The sequence below is a fragment of the uncultured Treponema sp. genome, from assembly GCF_946187725.1.
GTDB lineage: Bacteria > Spirochaetota > Spirochaetia > Treponematales > Treponemataceae > Treponema_D.
Genome location: NZ_CAMHSK010000001.1, coordinates 161,986 through 184,577 on the forward strand (window position 1 = coordinate 161,986; position 22,592 = coordinate 184,577).

General features: G+C 43.7%; 18 protein-coding genes. 9 read left to right on the forward strand and 9 right to left on the reverse strand.

From position 1 onward, the window contains the following. Positions 1 to 11: 11 nt before the first annotated feature. From Q0Q74_RS00750 to Q0Q74_RS00765, 4 genes are all read left to right on the forward strand, one after another. Entirely contained in the window at positions 12 to 908 is an 897-nt protein-coding gene (locus Q0Q74_RS00750) for a sugar ABC transporter permease (protein ID WP_294427556.1), read from the forward strand. A gap of 11 nt (positions 909 to 919) precedes the next feature. Then, positions 920 to 1,816 (forward strand): carbohydrate ABC transporter permease, encoded by an 897-nt coding sequence (locus Q0Q74_RS00755; RefSeq protein ID WP_294427558.1) that lies wholly within the window; start codon positions 920 to 922, stop codon positions 1,814 to 1,816. A 184-nt stretch (positions 1,817 to 2,000) separates the two neighbouring features. Beyond that, on the forward strand, positions 2,001 to 3,674 hold the full coding sequence (locus Q0Q74_RS00760; protein WP_294427560.1) for an extracellular solute-binding protein: 1,674 nt from the start codon (positions 2,001 to 2,003) through the stop codon (positions 3,672 to 3,674). Positions 3,675 to 3,686: 12 nt separating this feature from the next. Next, entirely contained in the window at positions 3,687 to 5,162 is a 1,476-nt protein-coding gene (locus Q0Q74_RS00765) for a glycoside hydrolase family 32 protein (RefSeq protein ID WP_294427562.1), read from the forward strand. Between the two features lie 127 nt (positions 5,163 to 5,289). Here Q0Q74_RS00765 and Q0Q74_RS00770 read toward each other — a convergent pair whose 3' ends face one another. From Q0Q74_RS00770 to Q0Q74_RS00795, 6 genes are all read right to left on the reverse strand, one after another. After that, on the reverse strand, positions 5,290 to 7,113 hold the full coding sequence (locus tag Q0Q74_RS00770) for a proline--tRNA ligase (RefSeq protein WP_294427563.1): 1,824 nt from the start codon (positions 7,111 to 7,113) through the stop codon (positions 5,290 to 5,292). Positions 7,114 to 7,184: 71 nt separating this feature from the next. Next, positions 7,185 to 7,997: an ABC transporter permease gene (locus tag Q0Q74_RS00775; protein ID WP_294427565.1), complete on the reverse strand. Its 813-nt coding sequence runs from the start codon at positions 7,995 to 7,997 to the stop codon at positions 7,185 to 7,187. Beyond that, positions 7,994 to 8,941: an ABC transporter permease gene (locus tag Q0Q74_RS00780; protein WP_294427567.1), complete on the reverse strand. Its 948-nt coding sequence runs from the start codon at positions 8,939 to 8,941 to the stop codon at positions 7,994 to 7,996. Before Q0Q74_RS00780 ends, Q0Q74_RS00775 begins: the two co-directional genes overlap by 4 nt. Before the next feature lie 44 nt (positions 8,942 to 8,985). Next, positions 8,986 to 10,476 (reverse strand): ABC transporter substrate-binding protein, encoded by a 1,491-nt coding sequence (locus Q0Q74_RS00785; protein WP_294427570.1) that lies wholly within the window; start codon positions 10,474 to 10,476, stop codon positions 8,986 to 8,988. Then, complete coding sequence (gene lgt / locus Q0Q74_RS00790; protein ID WP_294427572.1) at positions 10,473 to 11,462, reverse strand: prolipoprotein diacylglyceryl transferase; 990 nt, start codon at positions 11,460 to 11,462, stop codon at positions 10,473 to 10,475. The genes Q0Q74_RS00785 and lgt overlap by 4 nt, the downstream gene beginning before the upstream one ends. Then, complete coding sequence (locus tag Q0Q74_RS00795; RefSeq protein WP_294427574.1) at positions 11,459 to 12,574, reverse strand: P-loop NTPase; 1,116 nt, start codon at positions 12,572 to 12,574, stop codon at positions 11,459 to 11,461. The genes lgt and Q0Q74_RS00795 overlap by 4 nt, the downstream gene beginning before the upstream one ends. A 116-nt stretch (positions 12,575 to 12,690) precedes the next feature. Here Q0Q74_RS00795 and Q0Q74_RS00800 point away from each other — a divergent pair, with 116 nt between their 5' ends. The 4 genes from Q0Q74_RS00800 to Q0Q74_RS00815 are packed head-to-tail and all read left to right on the forward strand — an operon-like array spanning position 12,691 to position 16,939. Continuing rightward, positions 12,691 to 14,184 (forward strand): S41 family peptidase, encoded by a 1,494-nt coding sequence (locus Q0Q74_RS00800; protein WP_294427576.1) that lies wholly within the window; start codon positions 12,691 to 12,693, stop codon positions 14,182 to 14,184. Positions 14,185 to 14,187: 3 nt separating this feature from the next. After that, positions 14,188 to 15,003 carry a 16S rRNA (uracil(1498)-N(3))-methyltransferase gene (locus Q0Q74_RS00805; RefSeq protein WP_294427578.1) on the forward strand — a complete coding sequence of 272 codons (816 nt, stop codon included), beginning with the start codon at positions 14,188 to 14,190 and terminating at the stop codon, positions 15,001 to 15,003. 56 nt (positions 15,004 to 15,059) lie between these two features. Next, positions 15,060 to 15,851 (forward strand): WecB/TagA/CpsF family glycosyltransferase, encoded by a 792-nt coding sequence (locus Q0Q74_RS00810; RefSeq protein WP_294427580.1) that lies wholly within the window; start codon positions 15,060 to 15,062, stop codon positions 15,849 to 15,851. Positions 15,852 to 15,868: 17 nt separating this feature from the next. After that, positions 15,869 to 16,939: a sigma 54-interacting transcriptional regulator gene (locus Q0Q74_RS00815; protein ID WP_294427582.1), complete on the forward strand. Its 1,071-nt coding sequence runs from the start codon at positions 15,869 to 15,871 to the stop codon at positions 16,937 to 16,939. Here the strand turns inward: Q0Q74_RS00815 and Q0Q74_RS00820 are convergent. From Q0Q74_RS00820 to uvrC, 3 genes are all read right to left on the reverse strand, one after another. Further along, positions 16,934 to 17,665 carry an RNA methyltransferase gene (locus Q0Q74_RS00820; RefSeq protein WP_294427584.1) on the reverse strand — a complete coding sequence of 244 codons (732 nt, stop codon included), beginning with the start codon at positions 17,663 to 17,665 and terminating at the stop codon, positions 16,934 to 16,936. The two genes, Q0Q74_RS00815 and Q0Q74_RS00820, sit on opposite strands and share 6 nt — an antisense overlap. A gap of 18 nt (positions 17,666 to 17,683) precedes the next feature. Further along, positions 17,684 to 18,904 (reverse strand): GGDEF domain-containing protein, encoded by a 1,221-nt coding sequence (locus Q0Q74_RS00825; RefSeq protein ID WP_294427587.1) that lies wholly within the window; start codon positions 18,902 to 18,904, stop codon positions 17,684 to 17,686. Positions 18,905 to 19,013: 109 nt separating this feature from the next. Then, the gene (uvrC, locus tag Q0Q74_RS00830) at positions 19,014 to 21,011 is read right to left on the reverse strand and encodes an excinuclease ABC subunit UvrC (protein WP_294427589.1); all 1,998 of its coding nucleotides are present in this window, start codon (positions 21,009 to 21,011) and stop codon (positions 19,014 to 19,016) included. Positions 21,012 to 21,114: 103 nt separating this feature from the next. Between uvrC and Q0Q74_RS00835 the strand changes: the two genes are divergently transcribed. Continuing rightward, positions 21,115 to 22,584, forward strand: coding sequence for a fibronectin type III domain-containing protein (locus Q0Q74_RS00835; RefSeq protein WP_294427590.1), 1,470 nt, complete (start codon positions 21,115 to 21,117; stop codon positions 22,582 to 22,584). The last annotated feature ends 8 nt before the right edge of the window (positions 22,585 to 22,592 follow it).

Here is a 22,592-nt window from a genome sequence, read left to right on the forward strand (position 1 = left end):
AGGAGACACACATGAAATCAAAGACTATGTTGTATGTGCGTGACCATTGGCAGTTGTATGTTATTTTTCTTCTTCCGGCTCTCGCGCTTACGATAATCTTCCGCTATATTCCGATGGGGGGAATACTGATTGCTTTTCAGGATTACAACCCGATTCGCGGTCTCTTGGGAAGCCGTTGGGTAGGTCTCAAGCATTTTGCTCGTTTTCTTTCATCACCAGATTTTCTTTCTTATCTGTCAAACACGCTTAAATTGAGTGTGTATGGGCTTCTTTGGGGCTTCCCTGTTCCGATTATCCTTGCGCTTTTGCTCAATCGAGTGCAGAGCCCTTCAATCAAGCGGAATGTTCAGCTTGTGCTTTATCTGCCGAACTTCATTTCGGTAATCGTAGTCTGCGGTATCGTGCGAATCTTGCTTTCTGTGACTGGTCCTGTGAATAATTTCTTCGGAACAAAGATTAATTTCATGGCTGCTCCAGAAGCATTCCGTTCAATTTACATTGCAAGTGGAATCTGGCAGGGAGCAGGCTGGGCTTCGATTATGTACACGGCGGCCCTTGCGAATGTTAACCAGGAGACAAGGGAAGCTGCGATTCTTGACGGAGCGAATATCTTGCAGGAGATTCGGGTTGTGGAATGGCCTGCAATCAAGGACATCGCATTGATTCAGTTCATCCTGCAGGCCGGAAACATAATGAGCATCGGTTTTGAGAAAGCCTATGCTTTGCAGACTGACTTGAACCTTCCTTCTGCGGAAATCATCGCGACTTACGTTTACAAAAAAGGTCTTCTGGACGGCGATTACAGTTTTTCAACGGCGGTCGGATTGTTCAACACTGTCGTGAATGTAATTATGCTTTTGATTGTAAACAAGACAGTCTCGAAATTGAATGACGAGCAGGGCTTGTAAGGAGATTTACCATGGAAAAAAATCATCTTATTAAGTTAAGTGTTCGTGACCGGGCTATAATCAGAATTGGTTATATTCTTCTTTCGGCTTTCGTGATTTCAATAATTGTGCCTGTGCTCTACATAATCGTGGCTTCGTTCATTGATCCCGTAACTTTGCAGAATAAAGGCGTCACTTTTGATTTCGACAAATGGACGCTTACGGCTTACGAGCGGGTTCTCTCAAACAAGGCGATTTGGACCGGCTTTGGCAATGCGATTTTGTATTCGGTTGTCTACACGGCCCTGTCTGTTTTCATCACTTTGCTTGTGGCTTTTCCGATGTCACGGCCGGATTTCAAGGGACGGAAGTTCTTCAACATCCTCTTCGTGATTACGATGTTCTTCGGCGGCGGTCTGATTCCTACTTACCTTCTTGTGAGCAATCTCGGAATGGTTAATACAATCTGGGCTGTCGTTCTTCCAGGTGCATTCAGCGTATGGAACATGATTATTGCCCGCACGTATTACAAGGGTGTTCCAAAGGAATTGCAGGAAGCGGCTTTTGTTGACGGTGCCAGTGAGGTGACATATTTCTTCAAGGTTTTGATGCCTGTCTGTGCTCCGTTGATAATGGTTCTGTCGTTGTGGCAGTTCGTCGGAATGTGGAACAGCTACTTTGATGCAATGATTTATCTGAATGATTCGGCAAAACAGCCGTTGCAGCTTGTGCTTCGTTCAATTTTGATTCAGAACCAGCCTGAGTCGGGCATGATTTCTGACATGCAGAGTACTGCGGCACGTGCACAGCTTGCCGAGCTTCTGAAATACGCGACAATCATCGTTTCGAGCTTCCCGCTCCTCGTGATGTATCCGTTCTTCCAGAAGTATTTTAATAAAGGAATTTTAATCGGTTCTATCAAGGGCTGATTAAGAAAGGCTGGTAATTAAGTTGCATCCATGCAACGCCGCTAACGCGGGATTTTAAAGGAGGCATGATAAAAATTACATCCATGTAATTTTTATCACGGCCAAGTTTTCACCGTTGGCGAAAACTTGCTGATTCGTTGCTTCCATGCAACGCCGCTAACGCGGAGTTTTTAAAGGAGAAAATATGAAAAAAAATCAGAAAATGGCTTTTGCTCTTGCGGCACTGGCTTTTGGTACGAGTCTTTTTTTGGGCTGTAAAGACAAAAATGTGTCTTTGAACAGCGGTGATATTCAGAAAGTTGACCCGAATGAACTCGCTTTCCCTCTTAAACAAAAAACTGTGATTACAGGTCTTACGAGCTTTCCGCCAAACACAGAATCAAATCCGAACAACAGGACGATTTTCCGCCGCTTGCAGGAAAAAACAAACGTTGAGGTAAAATGGACTGCAATCCAGAGCGACCAGTGGAATGATAAAATCACCCTGGCAATGGCAAACCCGAAGACTCTTGCTGATTTCGTATTCAACGCAAGCTTCAACGATTCGAGCCTCTTGAAATATGCCGATCAGGGAATCATCATTCCGCTCGAAGGCTACATCGATTCGTATATGCCGAATTTAAAGGCTGTTTTCGACAAATATCCTGAATACCGGGCGATGTGTACTGACTCAAACGGTCACATCTGGGGCTTGCCATGGATTGAGCAGCTTGGTTCTGGCAAAGAAGCAATTCAGGTTATCGACAACATGAGCTTCATCAACAAAAAATGGCTCGATGCTCTTGGGCTGAAAGTTCCTAATACAATAGAAGAATTTGAAAAGGTTTTGCTTGAATTCAAAAACAAAGCAAGTATTCTTCAAACAAAATTTAAAATCGACGGAAGCATAATCCCGATGTCTTTCATCATGAACGATGGCGGACAGGATCCTTATGTTCTTATCAATGGTTTTGGCGAGGGCTACGGTGATGCAGACAAAGGTCGTCATATCGCAGTTACTGACAACCGCAAGGTTATTTGCAGCGCGACACAGGAAGGATTCAAAAAAGGAACGGCATGGCTTCACAAATTGTACGAGCAGGGCTTGATTGACCCAGAGGCATTCACACAGGAATGGTCAACTTATGTCTCAAAAGGAAAATCTGGTCGTTACGGTGTGTGCTTCAGCTGGGATGTCGCAAACATTGCGAACCTTGCCGACTGGGTTCCTCTTCCGGTACTTAAAGCTGATGTCAAAAATCTTACTGCTCAGAACGGCTCATTCACCAGTGGTTTTGACCGTGGCCGATGCGTCGTTACTGCGGTCGCAAAAAATCCGGCTTTGGTTTGTGCCTGGCTTGACCAGATGTACGATCCGTTCCAGTCTCCACAGAACAACTGGGGAACTTATGGCGAGGACGATGAATTCGACATCTTCGTTCTTGGAAAAAACAAAGCTGGCAAAGATATGCTTAAACACGCTCCGTTGGGAAGTGCTTCTCCTGTTGAAGTTCGTGAGGCAGAGAGCGTAAACGGCCCGCTTGCGATTCTTGATGAATATTATGGCGTTTATGTTACTTGCCCGGACGATGCAAAATACCGACTTGATTGGATAAAAGATTACTTCACTCCGGATGTGAACGAAAAATATGTCTATCCGAATGTATTTATGACTCGTGAGGATACGGAAGAAGTTTCAAATATTCAGGCAGATGTCAGCAAGGCTATTAATACCGCAAAATCTGACTGGGTAATGAACGGATTCACGGATCAGGATTGGGAAAATTTCAAGAAAAAGCTTGAATCATACAAACTCGACAAGCTTCTTTCAATTTTCCAGAAATATCTCGATTCATATTACGCAAATATTGAAAACTAGCAGAGGATTTTTATGAGCGAATTGTTGCAGAAAGCACGAAATTATGAGAGCAAGGCTGCTGCTTCCATTGCGGCTAAGGACAGACCGGCTTTTCATCTGACCCCGCTTTGCGGCTGGATGAACGACCCGAACGGATTTTCATATTACGACGGAAAATACCACCTTTTCTATCAGTATAATCCGTATGATATTCATTGGAATACAATGCACTGGGGGCACGCGGTAAGTTCGGATCTTTTGCACTGGGAGTACCTCCCGGCTGCTCTTGCTCCTGATGAGAGCTATGACTGCAACGGTTGTTTTTCTGGAAGTGCAATTGAGCTTTCAGATAAAACTCATCTGCTGATTTATACTGGCGTAAAACAGTATAAATTGCCGGATGGGTCTCTGCGAGATGCTCAGGTTCAGTGTTTGGCCGTTGGTGACGGACAGAATTATCGCAAATACGAAAAAAATCCTGTGATTGATGCTTCAAAATTGCCGGAAGGAGCGAGCAAGGCGGATTTCCGTGACCCGCGAATCTGGCAACTCTCAGACGGAAGATTTTGTTGCGCGGTTGCGAGCAGGCCTTCTGACGGCAGCGGTCAGATTCTGCTCTATGTAAGTTCCGACGGCTTTGACTGGACCTTTTGGACTGTCCTTGACTCAAACAAAAATCGCTTCGGAAAAATGTGGGAATGCCCGGATTTTTTCAAGCTTGGCGAAAAATATCTGCTTCTCGTAAGCCCGCAGGATATGCTCGCTGAAGGTGAATTCAATAACGGAAACGGAACGCTTTGCCTTATCGGAACATTTGATGAAAAAACAGGAAAATTCTGCGAGGAAGGAAAGCAGATTATCGATGGCGGCATGGATTTTTATGCTCCCCAGTCCGTTCAGACACCAGACGGCAGAAGAATAATGATTGGCTGGTTGCAGAACTGGGATACTTGTTCCATAAGGGAAGCCGGTTCTCCGTGGGCAGGACAAATGTCGGTTCCGCGCGAAGTTTTTGTAAAGAACGGAAGAATGTGGCAAAAACCAGCCGTGGAATTTGATAACCTTCGTAAGAATGAGGTTTCTTTCAATAATGTCAGTCTGAATTCAAACCGAATGAGTTTTGATGAGGTGAAAGGCCGCGTGCTTGATATGGAAGTCAAAATCTCGCCGGATGCTGATTGCTATTCCTGCACGGTAAGGTTTGCCGAAGATAAAAACTTCCACACAGATTTGATTTATCGCATTCACGAGCACACGCTTACGATTGACCGAAGATATTCCGGGACTCGGCGTGCTCTTATGCACACTCAGGTATGCAAAATCCTTAATGATTCAAAAGATTTGAATTTAAGAATCGTCCTTGACAAGAACAGCATTGAAGTCTTTTTGAACGGAGGCGAGCAGGCAATGACTTGCGCAATTTATACTCCGCAAGAAGCAGAAGGAATCTCATTCATCGCTGATGGAAAGGCCTGTCTGGATTTAAAAAAATATTCGTTGAAAGTGTGAAAATAAATTCCCTGGGAATAAAAATAGAATTCAATTTTCGATGCGGATGAACGCAGATTCACGCAGATTTATAAACTATAAGTAATCTGCGTTTATCTGTGTCTATCTGCGTCCAATTTATAGTTTTTTATCCGTTCAAGCGTGCAAGTTCTGCCTTAACGAACTCTTCTGCCTTTTTGGCGGCTTCGCTGGCTGGAACAAGCTCGGCCTTTTCGGCACTTCTTGGCTTGAACTCAACGTTCGGAAGATTTTTGTCACCGACTGTGATTCTAAGCGGAATTCCGATAAGCTCCATGTCGGCGAATTTAACGCCTGGTCGCTCATTTCGGTCGTCAAGAAGGACTTCGATTCCGGCGGCTTTGAGAGCTTCGTAAATCTTGTCGGCTTCTTCTTTCATTGCGCCTTCGTAGCGGATTGGAACGATACAAACCTGGAAAGGAGCCACTGTCATCGGCCAGATAATTCCGTGGTCGTCGTTGTTTGCCTCGATGATTGAAGCGAGAGTGCGGTCAACACCGATTCCGTAGCAGCCCATTGTCGGGATTGCAGGCTTTCCGTTCTCGGCAAGGAAAGTTACCTTCATTGATTTTGTGTATTTCTGACCGAGCTTGAAGATGTGTCCAAGCTCATTTCCCTTTTTCTGGTAGAAAGTCTCGCCGCAGCAGGCACATTTGTCGCCTTCTTTTGCAAGGCGCACGTCAGCTGCCATGTATGGTGTGAAATCACGGCCTGGCTCGATGTGCTTTACATGGAATCCGTCTTTTCCGGCTCCTGCGATTGCGTCATGAATCTGAGCCTCGAAAGTGCCGTCTTCTTTTGCAGTCATGATTGAAAGGTCTGTGATAATCGGGCAGTTTACTTTGCGCGGACCAACGAAACCGTGAGAAGCGCCGCTCATTGCAACAACTTCCTCTGGTTCTGCCAGCTCTACTTCGCTTGCCTTTACAAGACCTGCAAGTTTTGCTTCGTTTGCATCCAGATCACCACGGATAAGAACGCAGAAGAATGCCGTCGGGTAGTAATCGCCTGCCGGATCCTTTACGCGCTCCCATTTTTCACATCCCGGAACTTTTGAAAGGTCAAGCGCACAGTTTGTTGCTTTGTAAATGAGCGCCTTGATGAAAGTTTTTGGAGAAGCGTTGAAGAACTTTTCCATGTCTTCGATTGAGAAAACGTTTGGTGTGGCAACTTCTTCCGGAGCGGCATCTGTTTTAACAGAAGGTGGATTGTCCTGTGCGCAGGCAGCCTTCTCTGCATTTGCGGCGTATCCACATTTTGGACAAATGATGAGTGTGTCGTCACCGATTGGAGACTCAACCATGAACTCTTCTGAGCCGCTTCCGCCCATTGCGCCTGAGTCAGCCTTTACAGGAATGATTTTGAGTCCGAGTCGCTTGAAAATCTTGTGGTAAGCCTTAGCGTACTCTTCGTAAGTTTCGTCCAAAGACTCCTGAGTTGCGTGCATTGAGTAAGCGTCCATCATGATGAACTCTCGGCCGCGCATTACGCCGTATCGGGGGCGGATTTCATCGCGGTATTTTGTGTTAATCTGATAGAGGTTTACAGGAAGCTGCTTGTATGAGTCGAGACCGTCACGAACGATTGCAGTGTAAGCTTCTTCGGCTGTAGGAGAAACAACCATGTCCTGCTCGCCGCGGTTTTTTGCCTTGAGCATCTGAGGGCCCATTGTTTCCCATCGGCCAGATTCCTTCCAGATTTCGCCCGGAACGATTACAGTTGATTTGAATTCAAGCGCGCCAGACTCGTCAAGTTCTTCGCGGATAATTTGTTCAAGTTTATAAAGAGAGCGGACGCCCAAAGGAAGATAAGTGTAAAGTCCGTTTCCAAGTTTGCGTGTGATTCCAGCCCGAAGCATGAGTTTGTGGCTGGCGATTACAGCCTCACTAGGAGCTTCGCGGAGTGTCGAAAGATAGAATTTAGATGTTTTCATAGAAGATATTTTATTGAAATTTGCAGCGAGTTACAACAGAAGAAGAAAATAAGGCTTGTTCTACTCTCTGTCTATCTTTTCGAAGTCTCGCACTCCATTATGCCGTCCGCAAGAAGGTTGAATGCTGTGACCATGCTGCTCAGGCAAATGGCTGGAACTAAAACGCCGACTGGATTTCGGAAGATGAATCTTTGTGCATCGTTCAACATTCTGCCAAAACTTGGGGCAGGCGGTCGGATTCCCAATCCGAGGTAGCTCAGACCTGATTCGCTCAAAATTGCCAGGGCGAATGAAAGCGCACAGGTCACAAGAATCTCTGGAAGAATGTTCGGTAAAATGTGAATCAGCATGATTCGAAGGTGACTTGCTCCACGGGAACGGGCAGCTTTTACGAAAAGGGCATTTTTGTGCTTCATGAAGCTTGAACGCGTGATTCTTGTGAAGCGGGGAACGCTCATTATGCACAAGGCAAGCAGTGTAATCTTAGTGTTAGAACCGAAAACTGCAATCAGCATCAGTGCAAGAAGAATGCCTGGGAACGACATTTGAACGGTAACGAGCTTTTGAATTATCGTGTCCGTGATTCCGCCAAAATAACCGGAAATTGAACCGAGTAAAAAACCTGAAATGCAGCCGAAAATCATCACGGTCAGGCCGATTCCGAAGGAAATCCTGATTCCGACAAGAATTCGTGAAAAAACATCGCGACCCAAATGGTCTGTGCCGAGAAGGTGTTTTGTTGAAAAAGAAGCGAATTTGTTCGAGGTGTCCGTAAAATCAGCTTCGTATGGAAGATAGAAAAATCCCAGAAAAGTCAGCAAAAGAAAGAAAGCAATTATGCAAAATCCGATTAAAAAAGACTTGTTCGCGAAATACTTTTTCATTTTTCTGCCTCTTTTCGCAAACGAGGGTCAATTATTGCATGCAGAAGGTCAACTGTCGTGTTGCAAAGTAAAGTTATTATGGCGAGATAAAGCACAAGTCCTTGAATCAGCGGAAAGTCACGTGTCAAAATCGATGATGCGACGAGTCTTCCGATTCCAGGAAGTGAAAACACATTTTCAATGATGATGCTCCCGCCTAAAATCTCAGTCATAATGAGTCCGAGCGTTGTAACTGAAGGCAGAAGGGCGTTTTTGAGGATGTGGATGGAAATCACCTGCCATTCATTCAAGCCCTTGCTGCGTGCCGTGCGGACATAATCTTGCTTAAATTGATTCAAAATGCTCGTAGTCGTGTAACGGGCAAGAATCGCACCAGAACCCAAGGCAAGCGATAAAGCTGGAAGCATGAGTGAGTGAAGCCACGAAAAAAATCCCTCGGAAATCGGTACATAGCCCATTGCCGGGAAAATTTGCAGTTTGACAGAGAAAACAAGAATCAGAAGCAGTGCCGTACAAAAAGAAGGAACGGAAAACCAGATTTGATGCAGCGACATGAGCGGCTTGAAGAACTTTGTTTTGCGGATGTAAGCATACAGAAATCCGAAGAAAAATCCGATGCAGACCGTAAAAATGAGGGTGATAAAGGCAAGGCTCAGCGTGACCGAAAAACTACCTCTGATAAGATACGAAACACTCAGATTGTACTGATAGGAAATCCCAAGGTCACCACGGAGTGCATTTCCAAGCCATAAGAAATATCGTTCTGCAACGCTCTTGTCCAAGCCCATTTTTTCTTCAAGAGCAGCGATTTGACTTGGTTCTGCATCAGCTCCCAAAATGGCTAGTGCGGGATTCCCTGGTAAAAGTTGAAAAACAAAGAAGGTGAGCAAAGATATAAGGATGAGAGTGCTTATAAAACTGAGAATTTTTCGTAAATAAAACATCTCTCATCCTTCTGATAATTCGTGTTAATCCTTAAAAATCCGGCTTACTCAAAGCTCATTTTTGCGAAATTGTAGAAAAGCACCGGATAGGTCTCGTAGCCGCGAATATCTTTACGAAGAAGAACAGTGTTGTTTGGGTCGGCAATGAAGACAGCTGGAGCTGACTTTGTGAGAAGTTCCTGACAGTATTTGTAATATTTGATTCGTTTTGTCTGGTCTGTCTCAACTTCAGCTTTGTCGAAAGTTTCATCGAAAATCGGGTTGTTGTATCGTGTGAAATTTCGTTTGTAAGTTGAATAATATCGTCGCAAAACCTCAGATGGTTCCAGTTTTCCACCAAAAGCAATGACTGTCGCCTGATAGTCGAATTTTGTATAAACCTGATCGAGCCAAGTCGTCCATTCAACAGGCTGAATTTTACAGTTGATTCCGATTTGTGAAAGCTGCTTTGCGATAATCTGTGCTGTATCCATGTGAATCCTGTAGTTTGCAGGAACGGTAATCGTTAAATCGAAGCCGTTTGCGTATCCTGCAACATTAAGGAGTGCCTTTGCCTGTGACAAATCGTTTTTGTAGATGTCAGAAAGGCGGTCATTATAATAAGTGCCCAAAATCGGGGAGAAATTGCTGTACAACTTTGTACCGAATCCGCCCATCGCACCTTCGATAATTTCGTTTTTATCGACAGCCATTGTGATTGCCTGTCGAACGATTGGATTGTCCAATGGGGCGATAGAATTGTTTAAGCCTAAAACCTGAACCATGTTCTGAGGTGCGGAAAAAAGCTGGAATTTGTTGACCAGAGTCTTTGCATTTTCTGCGGAAAGCATTTGACCGATATCGAGCTGTTTTGACTGCAGGGCAGAAAGAATCGCGTTTTCATCCGACATGATGTAGATTTCAATGCGCGGAATCGACGGCAAATTCGCGGTATTCCAGTAGTTTTCGTTCTTTTCAAGAACGACTTTCTGATGGAGTTTGTATTCAACGAATTTGTATGCTCCGGTTCCAATCGGTTTTGCTGCATGGTTTGAATATCCAACTGGCAAAATTGGACAAATGTTCAGTGCAAGAAAGCCGCCAATCCTGTTTTTTGTCTTGATGATGAAGGTGTAGTCATCTGTTGTCTGAATGCTTTCGACTGCGCGGGCAATCATGTCAGAGCGAACGGCATTTCCGTTCAGTCCAGCAAGGTTTTCATAAGTGTAAATACAGTCTGCACTGGTAAAATCAGCACCGTTATGAAATTTTACGCCCTTTCGCAAATGGAATGTGTAAGTCAGTTTGTCGTCTGAAATTTCATAAGATTCACATAAAGCAGGCTCTATAGCGCCTTTTTCGTTAAAAGAAAAAAGTCCGTCAAAAATATTGTAAAAAATTGCGGCTGTATCTGTTGCTGCAGATTCCCATGGGAAAAATGAATCTGGCTCAGAAGAAACATTCATGCGGAGCACAGTTTTAGAATCCTTTTTGCCGCAAGAAATAAAAATCAGCGAAAAAGCAACAATGATATAGAAGAAATTAGATTTTTTCATGCTTTAGTTTTCCTTTTGTTCAATAAATAACCTGCTACGGCAACTCCGATTCCACCGAGAATCATCAGGAAGCACAGAATTTGACCGGTCGAGATATTGAGCAGGCTTGTGTTCATGTAGAGTGGAGCATTTGTGTCTGCCGCAATCCGATAACCGATGTCTGCGTCTGGTTCCCTGAAATATTCGATGAAAAATCTGAAAAATCCGTAACCGCCAGTGTAAATTGCACCAGAAAATCCATCAAAGGGTTTTTTTTTGTGCAAAATCCAAATGATAGAAAATAGAATGATTCCTTCAAAAAGTGCTTCGTAAAGCTGACTTGGATGTCTCGGAAGGTTCACGAGATTAGTCTGAGCTTCCATGCCGATTTTTGCCATGAATTCTTTGACCCAGCCAAGCGATGATGAGAATTTTTCTGCGTGCGGGAAAATAATGCCCCATTTTGCCGTGGTAATTCTGCCGTAAAGCTCGCCATTCATGAAATTGCCGATTCGACCGAATGTATAGCCGAGGGGAATTGCCGTGACCATGGCATCTGCCCACTTGAAGAAGGGAACTTTGTGCTTCCAGCACCAGAAAATCATGCCTAAAAGACCACCGATAAATCCACCGTGATAGCTCATGCCTGCAAGACCTGTGAACCTGCCGTTCTGGAATGGCCAGAAAATGAGCCACGGTTTTCTGATGTAGATTCCGGAAGTGTCGTAAACCAAAGTTGAGAAAACGCGTGCACCAATCAGCAGAAAAACGATTCCTGTGGCGATAAAACTGAAAATATCGTCTTCTGTTGCCTTACGAAGAGTGCCGTTTGAATCAGTTGAATCCAAAGCACCTTCTTTCAACAGTTTTTTGAGGACAAGAAAAGCCGTACCAAATGCGAAGATGTACATGAGACCGTACCAACGCAAAAGTCCCAGAAAAGGAAGGCCTGGAAAGATTTCCGGATGAATCCATGAAGGATAATTGATATATAATGGAAGAATCATAGTTTAAATCCTTGTTGAGCTGCTTTTACTAAGCGTGATTTGAGCATGATATTTTCGTTTTTGAGCTGAGTGATTTCGTAGGCTTGAGTTTTAATCATTTCGGCAAGTTCTGCGACATTCAAAGCCCCGCTTCCGACCAAGTCTTCGACATAAGACATTTTTGCTGAATAATCATCGTTTGCCTCTTCTGAAGCAAGTTCAAAGGTTTCGTCGAAAGAAAGTGACTCGCCCTGAAGAATTTTATCTGCAATGCGGAAAATTGCCTGTGCAAGAACGGAATTCGGCTTGTAAACCGTAACTGGCAGACTTGAAGAAAGTGCCTTGTCTTGCATTGTGTCACGGTACATGACGCCCAAAGATTCTACTTCAATTCCAAGATACTGCTGGCATGAACGGCGAATCTTCTGTGCTTTTTCGGCATCTTTTGGTTCATCAATCATGTTCATGATAAGTCGTGGCTTAAACTGAGTGAGACGCTTTTTAAACCGATTGCCGCTTTCAGGGTCGATTTCTGAGATTTTTTCGATTAATTTTGGAATGTAAAGGCGCTGAAGCGATGCGGAATCATTTCGAAGTCTGCTGATGAATTCGGCGGCCTTTGAATTCTTTTTGAAAGTTGCTGCCATCAGGCGGAAAACAGCGTTTTTCAGGAAAAGATAGCCGTTCAATGTTGCCGTGACTGTTGGTGCCGTAACGATTATGCCCTGCGGAGAAGTGAGGAACAAATCAAGAATCGTAAGATGCGTGCCTGCTCCCAAATCGACAATGAGATAATCAGCATCAACCGAGTGGAATTTTTTAATCAATGCGTTTTTTTGAGCAGCTTTGAGTGCGCTCAATCCCGGAATTTCAGAATCACCGGCGATAAAGCTTACATTTTTATAATCTGTAGGAGCTATGATTTCTTCGAATTTTGATTCGCCTGTAAGAAAAGTGCCTATTCCTTTTTTGGGAGAATTCTGCCCGATAACAAGATGAAGATTGGAAGCTCCTAAATCTAAATCTGCGAGAACAACTTTTTTGCCCGAAGCTCCGAGTGCGATTGCTAAATTTGCGGAAAGAAGGCTTTTACCGACACCGCCTTTGCCGCTTGCAACTGGAATAATCTGCATAGAGAACATTATATCATAAAAACCTGCTCTTATAAAGAGAAATTCCCTTAAAAAAGAAACGATAAAATTTTCATAATCATTGATTTTTCTTCCATAGATACATAGAATAGAATTATATGAAAAAATTTGATTCAATTTTAAAACGAATAAACTCAGTTCTTCTGATTTTTATAATTGCACTTTTTGCTTCCCAGTGTTTTGCACAGTCTGCTGCAAATTCTGCGTCTGAAAAATCCGGTAAGTCACGCCAGTTTATGGAGATGATGAACGGAGTTTTTGATTTCGTCGAAAGAAATTATGTTGATGAAATCGATCCTCAGGTTCTGTATGCCGGTGCCCTCAAGGGAATGCTTGAATCATTAAAAGACCCTTACACCGTTTACCTCGACAAATCAAGCTTCAGAAATATCAGTGATACAACTTCAGGCTCTTTTGGCGGTGTTGGTCTTCAGATTTCAAAATCTGCTGAATCCAGTCCTGAAAAACCTGCTTATGTCGAAGTTGCTTCTCCTGTTGAAGATACTCCAGGATTTAAAGCAGGAATTCTTGCTGGTGACTTAATTATTTCTATTAACGGCACGGACACTTCTACAATCACTATGGAGCAGGTTCTTGATATGCTTCGCGGAAAGGTCGGTGAAAGTGTTGAGCTTGTAATCCGCCGTGGAAAGAATATGGAATTCCCGGTTTCGCTTGTGCGTGCAATCATCGAAGTTCCGACCGTCAAATACGGCATGATTGAAGGCACAAAAATCGGTTATATGCGCCTCATCGAATTTACCCCGCAGACAGTTGAGCGCACTCAGGAAGCACTCAATGCTTTCAAAGAAGCAAATGCAACTTCCCTTATCATCGATTTGCGTAACAATCCAGGCGGCCTGATTACAAGTGCCGCTGATATCGCAGACAAATTTATCGACAGTGGTTCGATTGTATCAACAAAAAGCCGTCTTTCATTTGAAAATTCAGTCTTCACTGCTTCTGCCAAAAAAACAACTGTCCGTAACATGCCAATCGTTGTTTTGATTAACAAAGGAAGTGCTTCGGCTTCGGAAATTGTCAGCGGTGCTTTAAAAGACAATCATCTCGCATATCTTGTTGGTCAGCGCACTTACGGAAAAGGTTCTGTTCAGCAGGTTTTGCCGCTTTCTGCTACCGATGGCATCAAAATTACCATGGCACGCTACTACACTCCGAGCGATGTTAACATTGACAAAATCGGCATTCCGCCTGACCGCGAAATTCTCTTCCCTGTTTTGAGTGAAGAAGGCGAAAAGCAGTATCTTGAATTGTACAAGTCTACCGAAGTTTCTGATTTTGTTGACGGCCGCTCTGATTTGACCGAAAAACAGATTTCTGACTTTGCAAAGACTCTCAAGTCAAAATATACCGAAATCGATGAATCAAGTCTTCGCAAGCTGGTTCGTAACGAAGTCAACAAAACAAAGGGCACAATGCTCTATGATTTGGATTACGACATCCAGTTGAACGAAGCAATTTCAATTCTTCAGAAAGAGAATTTCACTGAACTGATTAAAAATACAAAAACGCTCAAAGAACTCCAGGATTTGGCAATTTTGGAAGATTCTAAGAAAGACGAGAAAAAATAACCGGTGCGCCAATACATTTCGCAAAAAGCACTCGATTCAGACGGATTTCTCACTATAATCGGCAAGGATTATCGTTATTTGCGTAGCGTACTTCGAATTCGTGCCGGTGACATGATTCATGTGAGGCTTCCCGACGGCGTTTTGCAGCCGATGACGGTCTGTGCGGTTGATGAAAAATTAAAAAAAATCTTGTTGCAAAGTTGTGACCTTCTTGATTCAGAACAAAAGGGCGAAAATCAGCCTGAAGAGACTGACGCGATTGAATCATGTGAATTTTCGCTTTTCATGGCGGTTCCAAAGTCTTCAAAATTTGACCTGATTGTGCGCCAGGCAACAGAATGTGGTGTGGCCAAAATTTTCCCGGTTCAGACAGAATTTTCTCAAAAAGGCGGCGAGAAAATGAATTTTCGTTCAGAGCGTTTTGAGCGGATTATCAAAGAAGCCCGGCAACAGAGCGGAAGTCCCGTTAACACACAGATTGAAGATTGCGTGAATTTAAAAGAAGCCGCGGATTTATGGAAAGCAGAAACTGAAAACCTTTCTGACTCAGAAAAACTTGCCATCGTGCTTTATGAGCGAAATGATTTTACGATGTCAGTTTCCGAAGCCTGCAAAAAAATCACAAAAGCGAAGAAAGCCGCACTTTTCTGTGGAAGCGAGGGCGGAATTTCCCCTGCTGAAATAGAAATCCTGCGAGAGGCTGGATTCACGCCTGTTCATTTAAAAACAAACATCCTTCGCTGTGAGACGGCGGCACTTTATGGAATCGCCGTTTTGCAATCCGCAATTAGTAATGAAGATGTAAATGATGATTGCTAATCATTTAATTTTTGTGTTAAACTGTTCCGCATAGAAAAAAGGGGTGTCTTTTCAAAATGAAGCGAATCGAATTGCTTGGGGTACCAATTGATATTTGCCGTCAGGAAGAGCTTGAAGGCGAAATCATGCGGATTCTTGAAAAGCCTGGCATGAAGCAGATTGTTTTTCTCTCGGTTTGGGATTTACTCAAGGCTCGTAACAAAAAAAAGGATTTGGGTGATGCCTTGCGAAACGCAGATTTGGTTCTCCCGGTTTCAAAAAGCATCTTGAAGGGTGCTCGTTTTCTTAAACTTGATGTTCCTGTTCGTTACAATCCTTTCAATGCGGTCATTCAGATTCTAAACACGCTTGATTATAACTACAGATCGCTTTATCTTCTTGGAGCACATAAAAAAACTCTTCAGACGGCAGAACATAATGTTCACGACACTTTCAAAAATCTTCGGATTGTCGGCCGTTATGTCGGCTATTTCCCCAAAAGTGCGGAACCAAATGTCGTTCAGGCGATTTATAAGGCATCCCCCTCTCTTGTCATTGTAAGCGAAGGCATAAAAGAAAAAAATCTCTGGGCTTATCACAGGCGCGAGCAATTTTCATCGAGCATATTTTTGTATTACAGAGACTGTCTTGGAATTTTCGGTGGCCGAATCAAACGGGTCAGTGAAAAATCTTTTGATGCCGGCCATGAAATATGGAATGAAATCGCGCACAATCCGGCGAAGCTGTTCCTGATTTTCCCTTATTGGTGGTATAAAACGCTGCTGATTTGCACGCGGCTTTTCGGTAAGAAAAAGTCCGGTGAATCCGGAATCTATCATGTCGAGAGTCTTGAAAAGCAGGCAAAATAAGTCGCACGGAGAGAGTGATGTCGGATTCCTGTGTTCTTTTTACAGACAAGCTGGATGAGCTGATTTTTGCACGGCATAAATCGCATAAAATAATCCGTTATGCTTCTGATTTTCAGCTTCTTTGCAAGATTCTAGAAAAATATGACACGCGCCTTATTTTTGCAAAAGATTCTTGCGTTGATGAAAATCTAAAAAAACTGATTTCAGAAAATGATTTCCAGCTTTCTGAATATCGTTCCATGACAGAGCTTTCGGTTTTGCTCGAAAAATTTGATTCTGATAATTCTTCCAATAATCTGCCCGAAAACAATAATTTTGACATTGAAAAACACAAGATGCTGTGTGAGCTTAGCCCCAGTTATGCTGCTTTGGCTGGAAGTTCTACGGCGATGCAGAAATTGCGTGCTGAAATCCTTAGAGTTGCGGCTTTTGATGTTTCCGTATTGCTTTTGGGTGAAACTGGCACAGGCAAGACTTTGATTGCAAAGGCAATTCATGAGCTTTCTTCTCGCCGAAAGAGTGAATTTAAGCAGCAGGTTCTTGCAAATTCGAATGAAATGCTTATTGAATCTAAACTGTTTGGCGTTGTAAAAGGTGCCTTTACCGGTGCGGTTGAATCAATGGGGCTTTTTGAAGAGACTTATGGCGGAACTTTGTTTTTAGATGAAATAGGTGACATTTCGCCTTCTTTTCAGACAAAGCTGCTTCAGGTTTTGAGCGAAAATGTGGTAAATCGCATTGGCTCCAATAAAGATATTCCCGTCGATTCCAGAATGATTTTTGCCACGAACAGAAATCTTGATGCTAAAATCCAAAAAGGTGAATTCCGGGAAGATTTGCTTCACAGAATAAACGATGTAACGCTTAGAATTCCGCCCTTGAGGGAACGCCTTGATGACATCCCGGAAATTGCGGAATCTGTTCTGAAAAAGTACAAGATTAATAAAAAACTTTCCGCAGAAGCCGTTTCGGTTTTAAAAACAATTCAGTGGCGTGGAAATATCCGTCAGCTTGAAAAAGTCGTTAAAAATGCAGGTCTTCTTTATTGCAGAGGCGATGTGATTGAACCAGAACACATTCGCTTATAGAGCGTGTTTGCTTGCCAATCCCGCTGCTTTTGAGAAAACTTTCTCGATATATTGAGCTTCGCTTTCGCTTAAAGCCGCACGGGAAAGTACATCCGTCCAGAACTTTTCCATGTCGCTTCGACCGGTGACTTTGAAAAAGCCTATTTTCTGAAGATTGTCGGCAATTCCTGTGACTGTTTTATCGAGCCGTTCAAGCGTAACTGGTGTGTAACCGGCAGAAATTTTATTCTTTTCTTCAAGGGATTTTCTGAAAATCTGATAAGAAACGAGCTGAACTGCGTGCGAAAGATTGAGAGACGGAAAACCTTCATCAGACGGAATTGTGACTCCCATTGTGCACTCATCAAGTTCTTGTTCTTCTAGGCCTGTGCGTTCGTTTCCGAAGACCACGGCGATTTTTCCATCCTGGGTAATTGGCGAGACACTTTCTGCAAGTTCTTCTGGAAGAAGGAGTTTTCCGCGTTTTTTACCGCGACGGCGGGTTGTGCCTGCACATAGAACACAGTCTTTTGAAGCTGCGGTGATTGAATCAAAGAATTCTGCATTTTCCCAGATAGATGCCGCATGAATTGCAAGGATGCGCACCCTCTCTTCGTCAAAATCTGATTTTTTGCCGACAATTCGCAGATTTTTGAGACCGTTGTTTGCCATAGCACGGCAGACTGCACCTACATTCCGGCTTTCTTCGGGACGGCACAGAATTATCACCACATTTGAAAGATTCATGATTGTAGTCTACTTTTTTTATTCTTTTTTTTCTAGCGATTTTTCTTCGGCTTCGCGTTTGTGAGCGGCTTCCTTCATTTCGTACATGATTTTATCGGCTTTTGAAAGGAAGGTGCGCAAATCCCTGAATTCCTTTTTGTAGTAAGTGTATCCGACGCTGATTGAAATCTTGTATGGTGTATTGAGTTCTTCGTTCTTTTTGATTATAAGCTCGTTGATTTTTTCGTTGAGCAAATGTGCTTCATCGGGAGTGAATACAACGCCGATTACGAATTCATCGCCACCAAAGCGACTGAGAATGCAGCGCCGTCTGATGTGTGAGCAGGCTTCTTTGAGGACTTCAGATGTGGCGATTAAGGCTTTGTCGCCTTCTGCATGACCGTAATTGTCGTTGATTGCCTTGAATTTGTTTAAATCCATCATGAAGAGGAAAAGGCATTCCATGAGCTGATGAGGCTCTTCGTTTATGCGGCTGATTTGCTCCATGAAGAAGCGTTCGCCTTGCCGTCTGTTGTTGATTCCTGTGAGTGCGTCGAGTGAAACCATGTCACGCATTTGGAAGATATAGATAATGAGCGTAGCAAAAGTGAACCCGATTGCGAAACTTGGAATTGTCCAGTGATGATAGTGGATGTATGCGCCGAACAGTGCAGGAATTGTGTAGATGAGGACGAAACTGTACTGTTCTTTGGCAAAGTCGTTTTCAGTCTGGAAGTAGAAAATAACTGAAAAGATTGAGAATACAATGAGGTATCCGAAAAGAACCGTTGTAAAAAGCTGATAAAGCGGGCCTTTGAGCATGAAGCCGAAGTTGTTGATTTCAAAGATGAGATGCGTGAAAGGCGTGGTGATTACGGCTAAAACGAGAATCACGATTGGAAGAAAAATGGTCTTAGACCTTCTTTTTCTGCTGCCAACGACGGATTCCCAGATTGAAAAGAAAAAACGGCAGATTGTGTATGAACAGCCTGAAATGATGATATATTTGATGATGCTGGTGATGTATCGCGGAACGCGTGTGCAAGGAATGATAAAATTGCAATAAGAGAAAATCCATAGACTGTCGGAAATGCAGTAAACGATTACCGTGATTAAGACAGCGATGAGATGAATTCGTTTGTTGGTGCGGTCAACATCTGTGAGGGTGGTGTAAAGCAAGATGCCAATGATTGACGCGCAGAATAAGTCGCAAAGTGCATAAAAAAATGCAGTTGCTTCTCGTGCAGTTGCTAAAAACATATCGGTCTATATATTATACAACCTATTTCGAGTAAAAGACAGTGTTTATTTCAGATTCATAAGAAAATTATAATCAGATTCGTACGGAAACTCAGATTTCTGAACGAGCCTACTCTCCAAGGGCTGCGTCGGCAAGAGTTGATGCATAATCTTCGCTTTGAGCGTTGCCGGAATTCAAGCCAAGCTGCGCATTGAACAGGATTTTCTTTGAGTCTTTTGTTTCATTTCGTTTTTCAAGTTCAGTGCGTGCGGCAAGAAGAATTTCGCTTGCTTCGGGTGCTCGGACATGCAGTACCTGTGCGATTTTTGCTTCTTCGGCGGCGGCAAGATTTTCAAGCGTAACGAATTCCTTGATGAGAATTTTTTCGCGTTTTTCGCCGACATGGGGAAGGCTTGCAAAGATTGAGACTGTATTTTCTTTTGTGCGTAAATTTTGGTTCCGGCTGGTTGCAAAACGATGGGTTTCATCACGAACGCGCTGGAGCAATCGCAGGGCATCGCTTCGACGCGGAAGGCAAATCGGGTGGCTTGCATGTGGACGCCAGATTTCCTCGTCACGTTTGGCAAGACCCGCAATCGGAATGTCAAGATTGAGCATTTTGAGGATTCCGTCAACGGCATTGACCTGACCGATGCCACCATCGATTAAGATAAGGTCGGGCAGTTCAGCATTTTCGTTCGAGAGCCGTGAATAACGGCGGGTTGCGGCTTCGCGCATTGAGGCAAAGTCATCAATTACACCGTTAGTCGTTTTGAGACGGAAATAGCGGTAATTCTTTTTGTCAGGATTTCCCCGCCAGAACGAGATAAGCGAAGCAACCGGGAATTTGCCGCCGATATGAGCAATATCAAAGCCTTCGATTCGTTCAGGCAATCGCGGAAGATTCAGTAATTCTTTAAGCTCATTAAGTGCCGGCATGTCGCCCCGTTCCCGCACCCGCCGAATTATGTCTTCCTTAGCGTTCTCGCGCGCCATGTTCAAAGCGGCAACATCACGACGAGAAGACGATTCCGAGACCTTTTCCAAAAGAGAGGAAGTGGAAAGTGAAGAGTTAGCAGTTAGCGGTGAGCAGTGAGCAGTAACTACTAACTGCTCCTTGCTACCTGCTAACTGTAATAGCCATTCTTCCAGAAACTCCGTATTGTCTTTTTCGTCGATGAAAATTTTGGGTGGAAGCGAATCTTTGTCCGTGTAGTACGCCCTTGCGAATTCCTCAAGAAGTTCGTCATCTTCGTTCAGACTTTCGACACGGTAATTGTCACGGCCCAGGAGCTTTCCGCCACGAATTTTGAGCACTGTAAAGCTTACAAGTTCGCCTTCACGCCAGTGCGCGATATAGTCACGGTCTTCGGCGGCAAAATCTTCGACTATGTTCTGATTCTGCATGATTGTGAGCGCACGCAATCCATCACGCAATCGGGCCGCTTTTTCAAAGTTCAGATTGGCGGCGGCATTCTTCATTTCTGCGGTGATTCTCTGTACTGTTTCGTCGCCTTTCCCCTCAAGTAGAGACTTAATTTCATCGATATATACAGTATAGGTCTCTTTATCGATTTTATTGCAGCACGGGGCTTTACATCGCCCGATGTGATAATACATGCAAGGTGCTTCGCGCTTTTTGAATGTACGGCAATGTCTTACAGGATAAAGCTTGTAGAGCGTGTCGATGAAAGTGTCGAGAGCACCAGCGTCTGGGAAGGGACCAAAATATGCGGCTCCGTCATTACGATGAACCTGCCGGGTTTTATAGAGACGCGGAAAATCTTCGTTCGTGATTTTGAGGACGGGGTATGATTTTCCGTCTTTGAGCTGGATGTTGTAGCGGGGGTTGTACTTCTTGATTAAGTTGTTTTCGAGAAGAAATGCCTCGTACTCATTGCTTGTCGTAATGTATTCGATTGATGCCGCATTTGAGACGAGAAGCTGGGTTTTGATGCCCCTATCGCCTGAAAAATATGAAGAGAGCCTGTTCTTCAGGTTCTTTGCTTTGCCAACATAAATGACGGTTTCCTCGTGATTCCGCCATAAATATACACCGCTTGAGGAGGGCGCCCTTAACGCAGTTTCATGAAGTTTTTCATAGTCTGATGTTTTGGTCGTAAGCATAATGGGTACAAAAAATATTTTATCGGATTTTTCAAAAAGTGTCAGTGAAAGACTGAAGGGCTTCGCTGGGGTGAGAAAATTTTTGCTAATTGCAAATTTCTCATTGCTAATTGCTAATTTTTCTTTCGCTACCCCTAAGACGCTTGTGCTTGGCGGTGAAAATGGCTGGGATGAAATTTCCGAAATGAACGGTGTCGTGGTTGGTACAAAAAACGGTCAGTTTGGCTATGATGCACTGGAACTTTCAACTAAGACGCTTCGTTCTGATTCTTCAACGGATTTGCTCCTGACTTTTGATGACTCTAAAGTCTATGATGCGGCGAACAATTATTCGATTGTTTCGAACAATCTTGTGCCCGTTTCTGAGGCTGTAAAGGGAAATGGTGCGGCAATGAGTCGCGGAAATAAAAAGGGCCTTGTTTTAAGCGGAAAGCCTTCTGCTCTTTTTGGTAAAGAAGGATTCACAGGCTCATTTACGATTGAATTCTGGCTTTGTCCGTCACTTGCAGAAAACGGCGAGACGGTCTTTTCATGGCGCTCTTCTTTAAACGATGAATCTCATTCTGAATATCAGATGATTCTGGCTTCTTTCTTTAAGAACCGGCTTGAATGGACTTTCAATAAAATTTTCGTACCATATCCGGCCAGCGAAATTCATCTCTCTGGTTACAAAACTCTGGTTCCGGATAAGTGGTCAAGGCATACAGTAAGTTTTGATTCTGAGAGCGGACTTCTTGAATATCTCGTTGACGGTCGTACTGAATCGCTGATTTTTGTCACTGAAACTGGTCATGAATATGGAACGGTTTACTATCCGATTCTTGGCGAAAAAGCAGGACTTGAAATTTGCCCGGATTATGTTGGTAAAATCGACAATTTCAGGATTTCGCGTGTTCCTGCCGGAAGGGAACGAGCTGATATTTTCCTGTCAGGAAATGAAAAATATACGATTGGCGGCGGAAAAATCATTACGAAACCGCTTTTGATTTCTCAGGCAGCTGTTCTTGATGAAATCGACACTCTGATGAATGTTCCTCCGCAGACTGATATCCGTTTTTACATTCGAAGTGGCGACAACTGTTACGGCTGGAATGATAATTTCCCGGCCTGGAAGGAAATTGTTCCTGGCGAAAAGATTGATGGCGTTACGGGGCTGTATTTCCAGCTTTCTGCAGAACTGTTGCCTGATGGTGCGGGCAGTCAGACTCCAAAGATTTCTGAAATTACGCTAAAATATGAAGAACAGAATGAGCCTTTGCCGCCATTTGCTTTGAATGCAGTTGCGGGTGACGGTTCGGTTACTTTGAACTGGAGTTATTCTGTTGATGATAATGCCGGTGGATACTATGTGTATTATGGAAACAGACCTGGTGAATATCTTGGACGTGTTGCAGTTCAGGGAACTTCACCAATCAAGGTCGGAAATGTGACATCAACCACGCTGACTGGACTAGAGAACGGAAGAATTTATTATTTTGCGGTAAGTGCGTATTCTAAAGTGGACGGTAGAATCAACGGACTGCTTTCAAAAGAAGTTTTCGCCCGTCCTAGTTCCCGATTATCAAAAAAATAACGGAGTTA